This is a genomic window from Stenotrophomonas sp. 21LCFQ19 (genome assembly GCF_056861425.1).
The window spans coordinates 188,602-202,677 of sequence record NZ_JBSPUF010000001.1 but is presented as its reverse complement, the minus strand read 5'-3'; the positions used below and the strand labels follow the sequence as shown (position 1 = coordinate 202,677).

At 64.5% G+C, this 14,076-nt stretch carries 11 protein-coding genes; 5 read left to right on the top strand and 6 right to left on the bottom strand.

From position 1 onward, the window contains the following. The first annotated feature begins 117 nt into the window (after positions 1-117). Entirely contained in the window at positions 118-678 is a 561-nt protein-coding gene (locus AC13FW_RS00910) for a hypothetical protein (RefSeq protein WP_296247100.1), read from the top strand. On the opposite strand, the gene AC13FW_RS00905 is transcribed toward AC13FW_RS00910, so the two are convergent. Then, a complete protein-coding gene (locus tag AC13FW_RS00905) occupies positions 652-2,130 on the bottom strand; it encodes an MASE1 domain-containing protein (protein WP_482987872.1) in 1,479 nt (492 codons plus the stop codon). The two genes, AC13FW_RS00910 and AC13FW_RS00905, sit on opposite strands and share 27 nt — an antisense overlap. 141 nt (positions 2,131-2,271) lie before the next feature. Here AC13FW_RS00905 and AC13FW_RS00900 point away from each other — a divergent pair, with 141 nt between their 5' ends. Continuing rightward, complete coding sequence (locus tag AC13FW_RS00900) at positions 2,272-2,868, top strand: response regulator (protein ID WP_482987871.1); 597 nt, start codon at positions 2,272-2,274, stop codon at positions 2,866-2,868. Positions 2,869-2,953: 85 nt separating this feature from the next. On the opposite strand, the gene cysK is transcribed toward AC13FW_RS00900, so the two are convergent. Together cysK and cysG are read right to left on the bottom strand one after the other, a co-directional pair. Continuing rightward, complete coding sequence (gene cysK / locus AC13FW_RS00895; protein WP_296247095.1) at positions 2,954-3,913, bottom strand: cysteine synthase A; 960 nt, start codon at positions 3,911-3,913, stop codon at positions 2,954-2,956. A 20-nt stretch (positions 3,914-3,933) separates the two neighbouring features. After that, a complete protein-coding gene (gene cysG, locus AC13FW_RS00890) occupies positions 3,934-5,385 on the bottom strand; it encodes a siroheme synthase CysG (protein WP_482987870.1) in 1,452 nt (483 codons plus the stop codon). A gap of 179 nt (positions 5,386-5,564) precedes the next feature. On the opposite strand from cysG, the gene AC13FW_RS00885 reads away from it, so the two are divergent. The 3 genes from AC13FW_RS00885 (at position 5,565) to AC13FW_RS00875 (ending at position 9,450) form a co-directional block, all read left to right on the top strand. Then, positions 5,565-6,548: a LysR family transcriptional regulator gene (locus AC13FW_RS00885; protein WP_481509618.1), complete on the top strand. Its 984-nt coding sequence runs from the start codon at positions 5,565-5,567 to the stop codon at positions 6,546-6,548. 323 nt (positions 6,549-6,871) lie between these two features. Beyond that, entirely contained in the window at positions 6,872-7,321 is a 450-nt protein-coding gene (locus AC13FW_RS00880) for a DUF2946 family protein (RefSeq protein WP_482987869.1), read from the top strand. 68 nt (positions 7,322-7,389) lie between these two features. After that, positions 7,390-9,450: a TonB-dependent copper receptor gene (locus AC13FW_RS00875; protein WP_482987868.1), complete on the top strand. Its 2,061-nt coding sequence runs from the start codon at positions 7,390-7,392 to the stop codon at positions 9,448-9,450. Between the two features lie 157 nt (positions 9,451-9,607). Here AC13FW_RS00875 and AC13FW_RS00870 read toward each other — a convergent pair whose 3' ends face one another. From AC13FW_RS00870 to AC13FW_RS00860, 3 genes are all read right to left on the bottom strand, one after another. Continuing rightward, a complete protein-coding gene (locus AC13FW_RS00870) occupies positions 9,608-10,339 on the bottom strand; it encodes a phosphoadenylyl-sulfate reductase (protein WP_296247084.1) in 732 nt (243 codons plus the stop codon). After that, positions 10,336-12,042, bottom strand: coding sequence for an assimilatory sulfite reductase (NADPH) hemoprotein subunit (gene cysI, locus AC13FW_RS00865; protein ID WP_482987867.1), 1,707 nt, complete (start codon positions 12,040-12,042; stop codon positions 10,336-10,338). The genes AC13FW_RS00870 and cysI overlap by 4 nt, the downstream gene beginning before the upstream one ends. Before the next feature lie 82 nt (positions 12,043-12,124). Then, positions 12,125-13,960: an assimilatory sulfite reductase (NADPH) flavoprotein subunit gene (locus AC13FW_RS00860; protein WP_482987866.1), complete on the bottom strand. Its 1,836-nt coding sequence runs from the start codon at positions 13,958-13,960 to the stop codon at positions 12,125-12,127. Between the last annotated feature and the right edge of the window lie 116 nt (positions 13,961-14,076).

Below are 14,076 nucleotides of genomic sequence, written 5' to 3'. Positions count from 1 at the left end.
CTCATTAAGTGCGGACGATGGTGGAATGGCCGGTCAGCCGATTCCATCTGAAATTTTCAAGCGCTGAGTGACTGTTGGCCGCTGCATGCTGATGCCAAAAGTTGCTTAGGGGTAGGGATGTTGCGCGGGTCAAAAGTTGTCGCCGGGCCGACGATGGGCCGGCAGGTCATGGTCGGCAAGTGGAGTGATCGGGGGTGTACGCTGACGCCGCCATTTGCCTGCCGTTACTTCTTTTCGTGGACAGAGTTGGGAAAAGGACGGATCGCCGGGTATTTTGCCGGCTACATGGGCGGTGGAAATTTCCATGATGATGCTTTCCATGCCACCTTCAAGCGGAATGGTCTCGTTGAATTTGTCTTTGCTCAACGGGATTGGGTTGGCGGAAGCGAACGCTCGACGCCTTGGCCACTGGACGCGGAAGCGTGTGCGCGGGAGCACTTCCAGGTTTTTTGCCAATGGTTGGACTTCCCGTTGCTGGAAGCATCCGGTGGTCTGTGGATGGCGCCACAGCGTGTGGCGCAGGCAAGCAGCGATGGCTGGAAGCACTGGCAGCTTGGGCCGGAACATCTGCTCATCACTCCGCCCGGAACGGGGGGTGTGAACGCATTACGCAAGGCGCTGCAGCTGGCGAGCTTCGCGGGCCTTGCCAGTTCAACTGGCTTGCAAGCGGACGAGTAGCCAGGTACCCCTGTTGTCGCTGCGCAGGCGCAGCGTTCCACCTAGCGACAGCACCCGATCGCGTATCCCCTGCAGGCCGAGCCCACCTTGGCGCGGGGCGGTTGGGAAGCCACTGCCATCGTCGCCAATCAACAACGAGATGCGTCCGCTCGAGGTACTGCGTATGCGGACCATGAAGTTGCGCGCCTGAGCATGGCGTATGGCGTTGGTAGCAGCCTCTTGGGTGATGCGATACAGGCTTGTCTGGGTGCGATCATCGAGTCTTCCCAGCTGCTTGTCGTGGTCCAAGACGTGCAGGTGATATGACAGGTCTCCCTCTTCAAGCAGGGTGCGGATAGCGCCGTTGCCGAGTGTGGAGACAAGGCCGAATTCGTCCAAGCCTGCCGGCCGCAGGCTCGACATTAGGCTGGAAACGGAATGCCGCATGTTGCCTATGATTTCCCAGGCGGGCTGCAACAGGCCGCCAGTAGGCGTGCGCCGCTCAAGCAGTACCAGTCGCGTTTGCAGCGCAGTCAGGTTCTGGCCAAGCTCGTCATGCAGTTCTGCGGTAACCCAGCGGCGGACGTCTTCAGAAAGGTCCAGGTTACGCTGGGCAGCCTCTCGCAGCGCACCGGTCAAAGCATGCAGCTCTTCGTTCCGGCGGCGCAGCTCGTGCTGCGCTGCGCGTTGGGATTCGCTCGCGGCACCAAGTAGCAGCAAGGTAGTGCCGACCAGCGCCAGCAACAATTGGACCTCGATGGTCTCGGGCAGGTCTTGCCGATGCCAAGCCACGAGCCCGATCAACAAGCTGATTGACCCGATCGACAGGGTTACTCCCCGCCAGCCACTGCGCAGGGCCATGTGGATTGCGATGGGCAGGCATAGGCCGGCAGCAAACAGGTAGGTCCATGGCTGCGGTGCGTACAGCAGAACGAGCGCGCTGATCACCAATAGAGGCAGCAGCAGGCGGGGGATATCGGCTCGCCAGCTGCGGAAGTGAACGGTGGAGGGGCGATGGAGGAATACGATGAAGATCAGGGGCACCATCAACATCATGCCAACGTAGTCACCAAGCGTAATCCGCAGTAGCAGTTCGGTGGCTGGCATGTCGGCCACCCATGCAGGAGGCCAGAGGGTGATCTGCAAGGCATTGCCGGTGGCCGAAAGCATCATTGCGACAAACAACCAGCACCACGACCGGGTATCGGCAAGGGTAAGAGCGCCACGTTGGCGTAACAGCCAGGGGCCGCTGCATATGGCTACGAAATGCGCCGCAGATGCGGCCAGCCCGCGCCACTCGCCACCTGTTCCCAGAAGGCGGTACCAGAGCTCCAGCCCAATGGTCATCGGCAGCCACCAGCGCATGGGCAACAGCATCAACAGCGCAAAGCGCAGGCCGGCCGGTGGGTGCCAGACCATGTTGGCGGGTAGCATCAGCAAGCTGTGCAGCAGTGGATAGCTTGCAGCCAGCAACAGGTTCCTGGCAGAGGGCGGCAGTGGTCGCGTCATCCAATAATGGTATCGGCTTGGCGATGGCACGTATCCGACGTCCAGAAATTTTCAGGTTGGGCGTTGTTCCATAGCTGCTAGCATCTGCCGATGATCCGAATTGTCATGGCTGACGATCACGCAATCGTCCGTACCGGGTTCCGCGCGTTGATCGAGGAGGAAGCCGGGTTCTGCATCGTTGCCGAATGCGATGACGCGGCTACTGCACGCGTGGCGGTGCAGGGACTGCTTCCCGATGTACTGGTTTTGGACCTTTCACTGCCTGGCGGTGGGCTTGGTTTGATTTCCGAGCTGCGGATCGCACAGCCGCAGGTGTCTGTGTTGGTGCTGAGCATGCACGACAGCGAACCCTGGCTGTCCGAGGCGCTCGGCCGGGGGGCCGCTGGCTACGTGAGCAAAGGTGCCGCGCCTAGGGAGCTGCTGGAGGCGCTGCATGCGGTGGCTTCCGGGCAGAGCTACCTGAGCAGTGACCTGAACCGTGCCTCGTCCCCCGCAGGATTGGAATCCCTGACCGAACGTGAGCGCGATGTATTTTTTCGGCTTGCACGTGGCCAGACACCAAAGCAGATAGCGCTGGAACAGGGGGTCAGCGACAAAACCGTGTACCAGCAACGGACATCATTGCGCGCCAAGCTCGGAGTCAAGAGCGACCTGGAGATTCACAGGCGGGCGCTGGAGCTGGGTTTGTTGAGCCGGCAATAGTGGAGTGCCCTGCGCTGTTGCGCGGTGTCGAGAGCAGAAGGGCCGCACATGGCGGCCCTTCTGCTTGAAGCGGGTAGTGCTGCACTTACGGAAGGCCGGCCAGCCAGTCGTCGTCGGAGCCGTCGTTGATGTCGGCAAACAGCGGCGTGGAGAAGTAGCGTTCGCCGGTGTCGGGCAGCATCGCCAGGATCACCGAGCCGGCCTCGGCAGTGGCGGCCACATCCAGCGCGCTGGCAACCGTGGCGCCAGAGGAAATGCCGACGAAGATGCCCTCTTCGGCGGCCAGGCGGCGCGAGGTCTCAATCGCACGTTCGTCCTGGATCGACAGCAACTGGTCGTAGACGTTGCGGTTGAGTACTTCCGGGACGAAGTCCGGGGTCCAGCCCTGGATCTTGTGCGGGGTGAAGTCCTTGCCGGCCAGCAGCGCGGCGCCGGCCGGCTCGGTGGCGATGATGCGGGTTTCCGGCCGGGCCAGCTTCAGCACTTCGCCGACGCCGGTCAGGGTGCCGCCGGTGCCCCAACCGCTGACGAAGTAGTCCAGGCGCTTGCCGGCGAAGTCGCGCAGGATCTCGGCGGCGGTGGTCTGGCGGTGATAGGCCGGGTTGGCCGGGTTGGCGAACTGGCTGGCCAGGAACCAGCCGTGCTGCTGCGCCAGTTCCTTGGCCTTGCGCACCATGCCGCTGCCACGCTCGGCGGCCGGGGTCAGGATGACCTTGGCGCCATAGGCGCGCATCAACTTGCGGCGCTCGATGGAGAAGGTCTCAACCATGGTGGCGACGAACTTGTAGCCGCGCGCGGCGGCCACCATCGCCAAGGCGACGCCGGTGTTGCCGGAGGTGGCTTCGACGATGGTGTCACCGGGCTTGAGCAGGCCCTTCCTCTCGGCGTCGAGGATGATGGCCAGGGCCAGGCGGTCCTTGACCGACCCAGCCGGGTTGAACGACTCGACCTTGACGTAGATGTCGACGCCGGCCGGGGCCAGGCGGTTGAGCTTGACCACCGGGGTATTGCCGATGGTGTCCAGGATGCTGTTGTACAGGGCCATTGAAATCTCCGGGGAGGTGGTCAGGCGGCGTCCGCCAGTGTGGGCGGTGCCGTCTTTGCGGAAAGTGAGGAAACAGTAGGCGTTGCGTGCAGCGGCGCGTCGCCGAACCAATGCAGTTCATCGGCCAGCGCCGCCACGTCGCCGAGGATGAGCAGCGCCGGTGACTTCACCTGATGCTGGGCAGCGGCCTCGGGCAGCTGGCGCAGTTGGCCGCTGACCACCCGTTGGTCGGCGCGCGAGCCGTTTTCGATCAGGGCGAATGGGGTGCTGGGCGTCAGCCCGGCGCCGAGCAGGTGGCTGCGGATCTGCGCCAGCGCGGCCACGCCCATATAGAACACCAGCGTCTGCCGCGGCTCTGCCAGCGCCGGCCAATCCAGCGTGTCTAGCGAGTCCTTGCAGTGCGCGGTGACCAACCGCAGCTGCTGGGCGTGGTCACGGTGGGTCAGCGGGATGCCGGCGTAGGCGGCGCAGGCCAGTGCGGCGGTGATGCCGGGCACCACTTCAAAGGCGATGCCATGGGCGCGCAGGAACTGCAGTTCCTCGCCGCCGCGGCCGAACACGAAGGCGTCGCCGCCCTTGAGTCGCACCACCCGCTTGCCGGCGCGGGCATGCTCCAGCATCAGCGCGTGGATGTGCTCCTGCGCGGTGCTGCGGCCCTGTGCGGATTTGCCGACCTCGATGAAGTCGGCATCGCGTCGCGCCAGCTGCAGCACCTCGGCACTGACCAGGCGGTCGTGCAGGATCACATCGGCCTGGTTGAGTGCGCGCAGCGCGTTGAGGGTGAGCAGGCCGGGGTCACCGGAGCCGGCACCGACCAACACCACCGAGCCGGCATGAGCCGGCGGTTCGGCGCCCATGTCCAGCAGCAGCTGGGTTTCGGCAGCAATGGACTGGCGTGCGCGCAGCAGGCCAAGCAATGGCCCGTCGATCAGCCGGTCGAAGAAGCGACGGCGCGCGGCCAGCTCGGGGAAGCGCTCGCGGATAAGCCCGCGCTTGCGGCTGACCAGCTGCGCCAGTTGTCCCCAGGCCTGGTCAAACAGTTCTTCGATCTGGCGGCGCACATGGCGGGCCACCATTGGTGCACCGCCGCCGCTGGAAATGGCGATCTGCAGCGGCCCGCGTTCGACCACTGCCGGCACGTGGAAGCCAGACAGCGCCGCGTCATCGACCACGTTGACGAACAGCCGGCGCGCTTCGGCGGCCTCGGCTACCGCGCGGTTGATGGTGATGTCGTCGGTGGCGGCGATCACCAGCCAGATCGCCTGGTCCAGCCAGGCTGGATCGAACTGACCATTCAGCCATTGGATGCGTCCGGCATCGGCCAATTGCCGCAGTGCCTGGCTCAAGGCCGGTGCGCCGACCCGGGGCAGGGCACCGGCACGCAGTAGCGCCTCGGTTTTTCGCTCGGCCACCGCGCCCCCGCCAACGACCAGCACGGCCCGACCCTTGAGGTCGGCAAACAGGGGGAACAAGGGGCTGTCCAAGGCGATGACGGAGGTAGTCGGAGTTAGGTCCGTGACCGTAGCGCCGGCCCCGCAGCGCCGGAAATGAAAAGCGCCCAACCTCAGATAACTTTAGGTTATAAGTATCGAGACCATTTTGGCCTACATTCTTCACAGTTCCTTACCGAAGATCTCTCTCCAACACTGCGATGACCCTTACCCAACTGCGTTACCTCGTTGCTATTGCCGATGCCGAGCTGAACATCACGCTCGCCGCGACACGGGTGCATGCCACCCAGCCGGGGTTGTCGAAACAGCTCAAACAGCTTGAAGACGAGTTGGGTTTTCTGTTGTTCGTGAGAAAAGGAAGAAGTCTTGAATCGGTAACGCCTGCAGGCGAAGAAGTGATCAACCGTGCGCGCAGTGTGTTGGCCGAAGCCAACAACATTCGCACCTACGCTGCGAACCAGCGTCGCGAGAGCCACGGCCAGTTGATCTTGACCACGACCCACACGCAGGCACGTTTCGTGCTGCCACCAGCGGTTGCACGTATCAAGCTGGCTTATCCGCAAGTGAGCGTGCACCTGCAGCAGGCCGCTGAAAGCGATGCACTGGATCTGCTGAGCCAGGGCGATGCCGACATCGCCATCATCAGCACTGCAGGTGGCGAACCGAGCACCGGTATTGCCGTGCCGCTGTATCGCTGGCGCAGGCTGGTGCTGGTGCCCAAGGGCCATCCGCTGGATCGTGCCGGGGTAACGCCGGACATGGCCGCATTGGCAAGCCATCCCTTGATCAGCTACGAGTCTTCCACCCGCACCAGTTCATCGCTGCGTCGCGCCTTCGCTGCGCTGGATCTGGAACCGGACCTGACCCTGACCGCGTTGGACGCGGACCTGATCAAGACCTATGTGCGCACTGGACTGGGCGTTGGCCTGCTCGCGGAAATGGCGGTAAGCGCCAACGACACCGACCTGCGCGCCTGGCCGGCACCGGCATCGATTCCCGAGTGCATCGCCTGGGCGGTGTTGCCGCGTGATCGCGTGCTGCGTGATTACGCCCTGGAACTGGTACACGTGCTTGCGCCGCAGATCGACAAGCGTGATCTGCGCCGCGTGTTGGACGGCAACCAACAGGCCGATTGGCCGGTACCGCCGACCTGGGAATCGTTGACGCAGACGATTACCGTCTAAGCGCAGGCATCCCCGTAGTGCCGAGCCACGCTCGGCAAGGGCTTCAGGCATGGACCATGCGGGATCCCGTGGGATCTTGTGGGAGCGGCGTAAGCCGCGAAGCTGATGGTCCGTCGGATTTCGGGTTGTTTGGCGATTTCATTGACATCAGCTTCGCGGCTTGCGCCGCTCCTACAAACGCTGCGTGGGTGATGCATTGCCGGGAAGGCCTCTGCCGAGCATGGCTCGGCACTACGGTCTGCGTCTGTGAACAGGATGTGCGGCAAACGGTCGCACCTTGCGTGGCAACGTCGGCATTGTCGTGCCGATAAAATGCGCGGGTCATGCGTTCGCTTCGCTTCCAATCCTTTGTGCTTGTACTGGCCTTTGCTGCAGCCTTGTTGATGGCAGTGGCGCCGGTGGTCAGCCGCTGGCTGCAGTCCCAGCCGCTGCCGATGAGCGCAATGGGCCATGCCGCGCATGAAGTAGCGATGCCGGTGTCTGCCGATGCGCACGCTGGGCATCACGACATGCAGCACATGTCGCATGACGCGCCCGCGTTGGCGGCGAGCGACCTGAAGCCAACGCCGCCGGCCGACCCCCACGCTGCCCACGGTGAGGCCTGCGACTACTGCACCATGGCCTCGCGCCTGCTGCCCTGGCTGGCGGTGATCCTGGTACTGGCGCCGTTGCTGTATCGGCTGGCGCCTGAATCCCCCCGCAAGACCCATGTTCGCGCCAGCCTGCGCTGGCCTGCGCACCCGCCGCGCGGGCCGCCGATGCTCTCCAGATAACGCCACCTTTCCTGTTTGCCGTGCGCTGCCGTTGGGCGGTGCGCGGACGTGTCGTATTGGAGAACCAAATGAAATCCCTTTCCCGTATGCCGGGTGCTCCGGCATGCCTGTCTGTCTGCGTCTGCTTGGCGCTGTTCCCCCATGTCGGCCAAGCCGCCGAGCGTGATCTGACCCAGACCCTGGACACACTGGTGGTTACCGCCGCGGCACCCTCTTCGCCGCTGCAATGGGTCACCGATCCGCGCCTGCCACGGCAACCGGTGCCGGCCAGTGACGGCGCCGACTACCTGAAGACCGTGCCGGGTTTCTCGGCGATCCGTAACGGCGGCACCAATGGCGACCCGGTACTGCGCGGCATGTCCGGCTCGCGACTGAACATTCTCAGCAATGACGGCAACCTGATCGGTGCCTGCCCGTCACGCATGGACAATCCGCTGTCGTATATCGCGCCGGAAACCTATGACCGCTTGACCGTCATCAAGGGACCGCAAAGCGTGCGTTGGGGCGCTGGTGCCTCCGCGGGAACGGTGCGCTTCGAGCGGGAGACGCCGCGCTTTGACAGCCCCGGCATGGAGCTAAAAGCCAGCGCACTGGGCGGATCCAACAACCGCAACGACCAGATGCTCGATGCCACGTTCGGCAGCACGCCCGGGTATGTGCGGGTCAACGGCAACCGTTCCGAATCCGATGACTACCGCGACGGCAATGGCGACGTGGTGCCTTCGCGTTGGCGCAAGTGGAACGCTGATGCGGCCATCGGCTGGACGCCGGATGCTGACACGGTTGTGGAGCTCAGTGCCGGCACAGGCGATGCGATTGCGCGCTATGCCGGCCGTGGCATGGATGGCGCCGCGTTCAAGCGCGATAGTTATGGCCTGCGCTTCGAGCGCGACAACCTGCCCGGCGCCTGGGACAAGTTGCAGGCCAATCTGTATTACAACAACGCAGATCACCTGATGGACAACTACACGCTGCGCACGCCGAACCCGGCCAGCAGCATGCCGATGCCGATGGCCTCGAATGTTGAGCGGCGCACCACCGGTGGCCGTGTCAGCAGCGAATGGCGCTGGCAGGAGGTGGCAGTCGTCGCCGGCTTCGATGCGCAGGACAGTCGCCATCGCAGCCGCAATGGCATGGGACGCAATACCTGGCAGCAGTCGGCCTGGAAGCGTGATGCCGACTTCAGCAGCCAGGGGGTGTTCACTGAGTTGACCTTGGGCGAAGGCACGCCACAGCGCTGGATCAGCGGCCTGCGTCTGGACAAGGCGACGGTCAAGGACCGACGCGCGACCACCGGCATGATGAGCATGCCGAATCCAACTGCGGGGCAACAGCGTCAGGAGGATCTCGGCAGTGGCTTCGTGCGCTATGAGCGTGATCATGGCCAGGCCTGGACCTGGTACGGAGGTATCGGACACAGCGAGCGCATGCCGGATTACTGGGAGTTGTTCTCGGCCAATGCCGGGCCGGTCGGCAGCGTCAATGCGTTCTCGGGCGTGACGCCGGAAAAGACCACACAGTTGGACCTGGGCTTGCAGTTCCGCAGTGAGCGGCTTGATGCGTGGGTGTCGGCGTATGCCGGTCGCCTGCAGGATTACATCCTGTTCCAGTACCGCAGCGGCGGAATGATGGGCAGCAGCACCCAGGCCCGCAATGTGGATGCGCGCATCGCCGGGGCCGAGGCGGGCTTGGAATGGCGGCCGACGCAGGCATGGAAGCTTGGCAGCACGCTGGCTTACGCCTGGGGCGAGAACCGCAGCGAAAACCGGCCGTTGCCGCAGATTCCACCGCTGGAAGGGCGCTTCTCCGCCTCCTATGAACAGTCGCGCTGGTCGGTGGGTGCCTTGTTGCGCGCGGTCAGCCGGCAGAGCCGGGTGGCGCTGGATGAGGGCAATGTGGTGGCGCGGGACCTGGGCCCGAGCGTGGGCTTTGCGACCTTGTCACTCAATGGTGCCTATCGGATCAATGACGGGCTGCGTGCCAGTGTGGGTGTGGACAATCTGTTCGATCGCGCATATGCCGAGCATCTGAATCTGGCCGGTAGTGCGGATTTCGGGTTTCCTGCTGACCCAGTGCGGATCAACGAGCCGGGGCGTTCGTTCTGGTTGAAGCTGGACTACCGGTATTGAAGCAAGGACGCCCGCCTCAGTGAGGCGGGCGTCGATTTCGCTTTTGTAAGAGCGGCGTGAGCCGCGAAGCAGGCGATCTAGGTCGAATTGCACGCATGACCTGATACAGCAATAGCTTCGCGGCTCACGCCGCTCCTACAAAAGGCGGTATTGCGGCTCAAATCTCTTCGTGCAGCCCGCATTCGCGCTTCAGGCCGAAGAAGCGGGTGTCTTCTTCGCGCATGCCGGCTTCCCAGCGGCGGGTGGTGTGGTAGTCGCCGATGGAGACGTAGCCCTGTTCCCACAGCGGGTGGTAGGGCAGCTTGTGCTCCTGCAGGTATTTCCACACGTCGCGATCGCTCCAATCGGCGATCGGGTTGACCTTGAAGCGTTCGCCACGGCGCTGCAGCACTGGCGTGTTGGCGCGACTTGCCGACTGGCTGCGGCGCAGACCGGTGAACCAGGTGCCCACCTGCAGGTCATCCAGGGCGCGCTTCATCGGCTCGACCTTGCGCAGGTTGTTGTACTGCTCGATGCCGACTACGCCTTGTTCCCACAGGCGGCCATGGCGTGCTTCCATCCAGGCGCGGCTCACCTGCGGGCGGTAGACCTTGAGGTTGAGCTTGAGCCTGTCGGTCAGTTCGTCGGCGAAGCGGTAGGTCTCCGGGAACAGATAGCCGGTGTCGATCAGGATCACCGGAATGTCCGGGCGCTGGCTGCTGAGCAGGTGCAGGGTCACCGCCGACTGCGCGCCGAAACTCGACGACAGCACATGCGCGCCGGGCGCGTTCTGCAGTGCCCATTCCACGCGTTGCTGCGCATCCATCGAATCGAGCAGGGTATTGAGCGGGCCCAGGTCGTCAGGCAGGGGTACCGACGGGTTGTGAGAGGTCTTGGGCAGGGCGCTCATGCTTGCAGTTCCACGGATATCTGGCGGTGGGTGGGGTAGGGAGGAAGGGCGACGATACCGGTCCGGTGCAGGAAGTCACCGAAGCCTTCGCTGCCATCGCGCTCACCGGAATAGCGGGCAAACAGTGGCGCAAGTGCGTCGAGGATTTCCGGCTCGGTGATGTTCTCGCCGTACAGCGTGTTGAGGCGTTGGCCGCGGTGATCGGCGCCCAGCATCAGGTTGTAGCGGCCGGGTGCCTTGCCGACCAGGGCGATCTCGCCCAGGTAGGGACGCGAGCAGCCATTCGGGCAGCCGGAGATGCGCAGCAGGATCGGTGCGTCGGTGAGCTGATGCTGTTCCAGCAGCGGCTGCAGCTTGGCACTGAACTCGGGCAGGTAACGCTCGGCTTCGGCCATCGCCAGGCCGCAGGTGGGCAGGGCGACGCAGGCCATGGCGGCGCGCGCCAGTGCGGTCGGGGCGCGGTTGCCGATGTCCAGTCCCGCGTTTTGCACGATCGCATCGATCTGCGCGCGCTGGGCGGCAGGCACGCCGGCGATGACCAGGTTCTGGTTGCCGGTCATGCGGAACTCGCCGTCGAGGATGCGGGCGATTTCGCGCAGGGCGGTCAGGTGCGGGGCACCGGCCACATCGGCGATGCGCCCGGCCTGCAGCGACAGGGTCAGGTGCCAGCGGCCGTCGTCGCCTTCCACCCAGCCATAGCGGTCGCCATTGTGGGCGAACGCCTGCGCACGCGATGGTGCGAAGCGGATGCCGGCGCGGCGCTCGATCTCGGCCACAACAGTGTCCAGACCGTGATCATCAATGGTGTACTTGAAGCGCGCACGCTTGCGCAGTTCACGGTTGCCCAGGTCGCGCTGGGTGGTGACGGTGGCGGTGGCGACATCGAGCAGTGCCTCGCGCGGAACGAAGCCGACGTTGTTGGCGATGCGCGGATAGGTTTCGGCATCGCCGTGGGTGGCGCCCATGCCGCCGCCGATGGTCACGTCATAGCCGAGCAGTTCGCCGTCGGCATCAAGCACGCCGATGAAGCCCAGGTCATTGGCATAGACATCGACGTCGTTGAGCGGCGGCAGTGCAAAGCCGATCTTGAACTTGCGCGGCAGGTAGCGCTCGCCGTAGATCGGCTCTTCCTCGGTGCCGCTGCCGGCCACGCGCTCTTCGTCCAGCCAGATTTCGTAATAGGCGCGGGTATTGGGCAACAGGTGTTCGGAAGTGCGCGCAGCGTCGGCGTACAGGGTGGCGTGTGCGCTGGACAGCAGCGGGTTGGCGGCAACCAGGACGTTGCGGTTGACGTCACCGCAGGCGGCCAAGGTGTCGATCAACGCGGCATTGATCGCCTGCATGGTCGCCTTCAGCTCGCGCTTGATCACGCCATGGAACTGGAACGCCTGGCGGGTGGTGATGCGCAGCGAGTGGTTGCCGTATCGGGTGGCGATGCTGTCCAGTTTCAGCCACTGCTCGGGACTGATCACGCCGCCGGGAGTGCGGGTGCGGATCATGAACTGGTAGGCCGGCTCCAGCTTCTGCCGACGGCGCTCATCGCGCACGTCGCGGTCGTCCTGCTGGTAGCTGCCGTGGTACTTGATCAGGGTCTGGTCGTCTTCGCGCAATGCGCCGGTAACAGGGTCGGCCAGGCTTTCCAGCAGGGATCCGCGCAAGCGGTTGCTGTCGGCCTTGATGTTCTCAACGGAGTGGGTGCTCATTCTGTTCGCTGTCAGGAGTCGGAGTTGTGGGAGCGGCGTCAGCCGCGAAGCCAGCGCTGGATCACATCGCAGCGTTCAAGCCTCAATACACATCCCGTCCATAGCGCCCCTCCGTGTGCAGTCGAGTCAGATAATCGCGGGCATCGTCTTCATCCAGCCCGCCGTGTTCGCGCAGTACATCCAGCAGTGCTGCATGCACGTCCTTGCCCATGGCGATGGCGCCGCACACATACAGGTGTGCGCCGTTCTGCAGCCAGTCGTAGAGATCACGGCCGCGGGTGCGCAGGCGCTGCTGCACGTACACCTTGTCGGCCTGGTCGCGCGAGAACGCCAGGTCCAGGCGATCGAGTTCCTTGCGCCGCAGCGCGTCCTGCCATTCGGTCTGGTAGAGGAAATCGGTATTGAAATGGCGCGCACCGAAGAACAGCCAGTTGCGGCCTGTAGCGCCGGTCTCGGCACGCTCCTGCACGAAGCCACGGAACGGTGCGACGCCGGTGCCCGGGCCGATCATGATGATGTCGCGGCTGCTGTCAGCCGGTACCCGGAAGCGCTCATTGGCTTCGATGTAGACCGGCAGCTGCGCACCTTCTTCCAGTGCGCTCAGGAAGCCGCTGGCTGCGCCCAGGTGTTCGCTGCCATGGGCGTGATAACGCAGTTCGTCGACGGTCAGGTGCACTTCTTCGCCGACGCGTTTGCGGCTGGAGGCGATGGAGTACAGGCGCTGCGCGGCGGGGCGCAGGGTGCCGAGCAGGGCTTCGGCATTCCACTCGGCCGGCCAACGGCGCAGCACGTCGACCAGTTGATGATCTTCGAATACCGAGGCCAGTTCCGTCTTCTGTGCCGGATCGAGCAGTCGAGCAAGTTCCGGATGCGCGCTGCGCTCGGCCACCGAGGCCAGCAGGGGGCGCGAAATGCGGGTCAGCTCGCGGTGCTCGCCCAGCCATTGCGCCAGCGGCCGGCTGTGGCCGTCATGCTCGATCTCCACGCTGCCGTCCAGGCCGGTGACATCCAGCACGGCTTCGACCAGTTCGGCAGGGTTGCGGTGGACGATGCCCAGCGCATCGCCGGGTTCGTAGTGCAGGCCGCTGCCTTCCAGCGAAAGCTCAAGGTGATGCACGGACTTGGCTGCATTGCCGTACTTGGCATACGCCGGGCCCTTGAAATCGCGGCCACTGATGAGCTGGCGCGACAGCAGCTCTGCGCTGAAGGGATGTTGTGCGGTCCAGGCGCCGGCATGGCGCAAGGGGGTGACATTGCTGGGCGTGGCGACCACCGTCTGGCCGATCACGTCGCGCGCATTGAGCAGTGCCTGTGCCTGCCATGGAGCGGCCACGGTATCGATGTCCAGGTCGGCCTCGCCCACGGCCTGCAGTCGGGTGGCGCCCAGTTCGGCCAGGCGGCTGTCGAGCTTGCGGGCGATGCCGCAGAATTCCACGTAGCTGGAGTCGCCCAGTCCAAGCACGGCGTACTTCAGCTCTGGCAGCTTTGGCGCACGCTTGCCGGCGATGAACTCGACCAGGCCGATGGCGTCGTCCGGCGGATCGCCCTCGCCCTGGGTGCTGATGACGATGTAGAGCAGGCGCTCATTGGCCAGCTCGCGGGTGGCGTAGGCATCGGCGCGGACTACCCGCACCGGCAGGCCGGCGGCTTCGGCCTCGGCAGCGAGCTGCTCGGCGGCGCGGCGGGCGTTGCCGGTCTGGCTGCCATAGACCACGGTCAGCCGGGTCTGTGCTGGCTGTGCGGCTTGGCCGCCGGAGATGACGGTAAGGGCAGTGGGAGAGGTACCCTGCGCCAACCCGGCGGCAAACCCGGACAGCCACCACAGACTGTTCCCATCCAGACCGGCTACCAGTTGCGACAGCAGGACCCTGCGGTCTTCAGGCAAGGGGCTGGGTGGCACGGTGGCGGCGGCGGTCATTTCCATTCCGGTCTAGGTAGGGATGACCGATGCTAGGTACAGCGCGCCATCAGGGGAAAGGAGCAGCGGTTATCGCTTCATGCCCTGCGTTTATTTCAATCGGCGCAATGCCCCCT

Excerpts from the sequence above, each read along its gene's own strand:
- AC13FW_RS00875 (WP_482987868.1), top strand. The coding sequence starts at position 7,390 with ATGAAATCCCTTTCCCGTATGCCGGGTGCTCCGGCATGCCTGTCTGTC.
- cysI (WP_482987867.1), bottom strand. The coding sequence starts at position 12,042 with ATGAGCACCCACTCCGTTGAGAACATCAAGGCCGACAGCAACCGCTTG.
- AC13FW_RS00885 (WP_481509618.1), top strand. The coding sequence starts at position 5,565 with ATGACCCTTACCCAACTGCGTTACCTCGTTGCTATTGCCGATGCCGAG.
- AC13FW_RS00870 (WP_296247084.1), bottom strand. The coding sequence starts at position 10,339 with ATGAGCGCCCTGCCCAAGACCTCTCACAACCCGTCGGTACCCCTGCCT.
- cysK (WP_296247095.1), bottom strand. The coding sequence starts at position 3,913 with ATGGCCCTGTACAACAGCATCCTGGACACCATCGGCAATACCCCGGTG.
- AC13FW_RS00910 (WP_296247100.1), top strand. The coding sequence starts at position 118 with ATGTTGCGCGGGTCAAAAGTTGTCGCCGGGCCGACGATGGGCCGGCAG.
- AC13FW_RS00860 (WP_482987866.1), bottom strand. The coding sequence starts at position 13,960 with ATGACCGCCGCCGCCACCGTGCCACCCAGCCCCTTGCCTGAAGACCGC.
- AC13FW_RS00880 (WP_482987869.1), top strand. The coding sequence starts at position 6,872 with ATGCGTTCGCTTCGCTTCCAATCCTTTGTGCTTGTACTGGCCTTTGCT.
- AC13FW_RS00900 (WP_482987871.1), top strand. The coding sequence starts at position 2,272 with ATGGCTGACGATCACGCAATCGTCCGTACCGGGTTCCGCGCGTTGATC.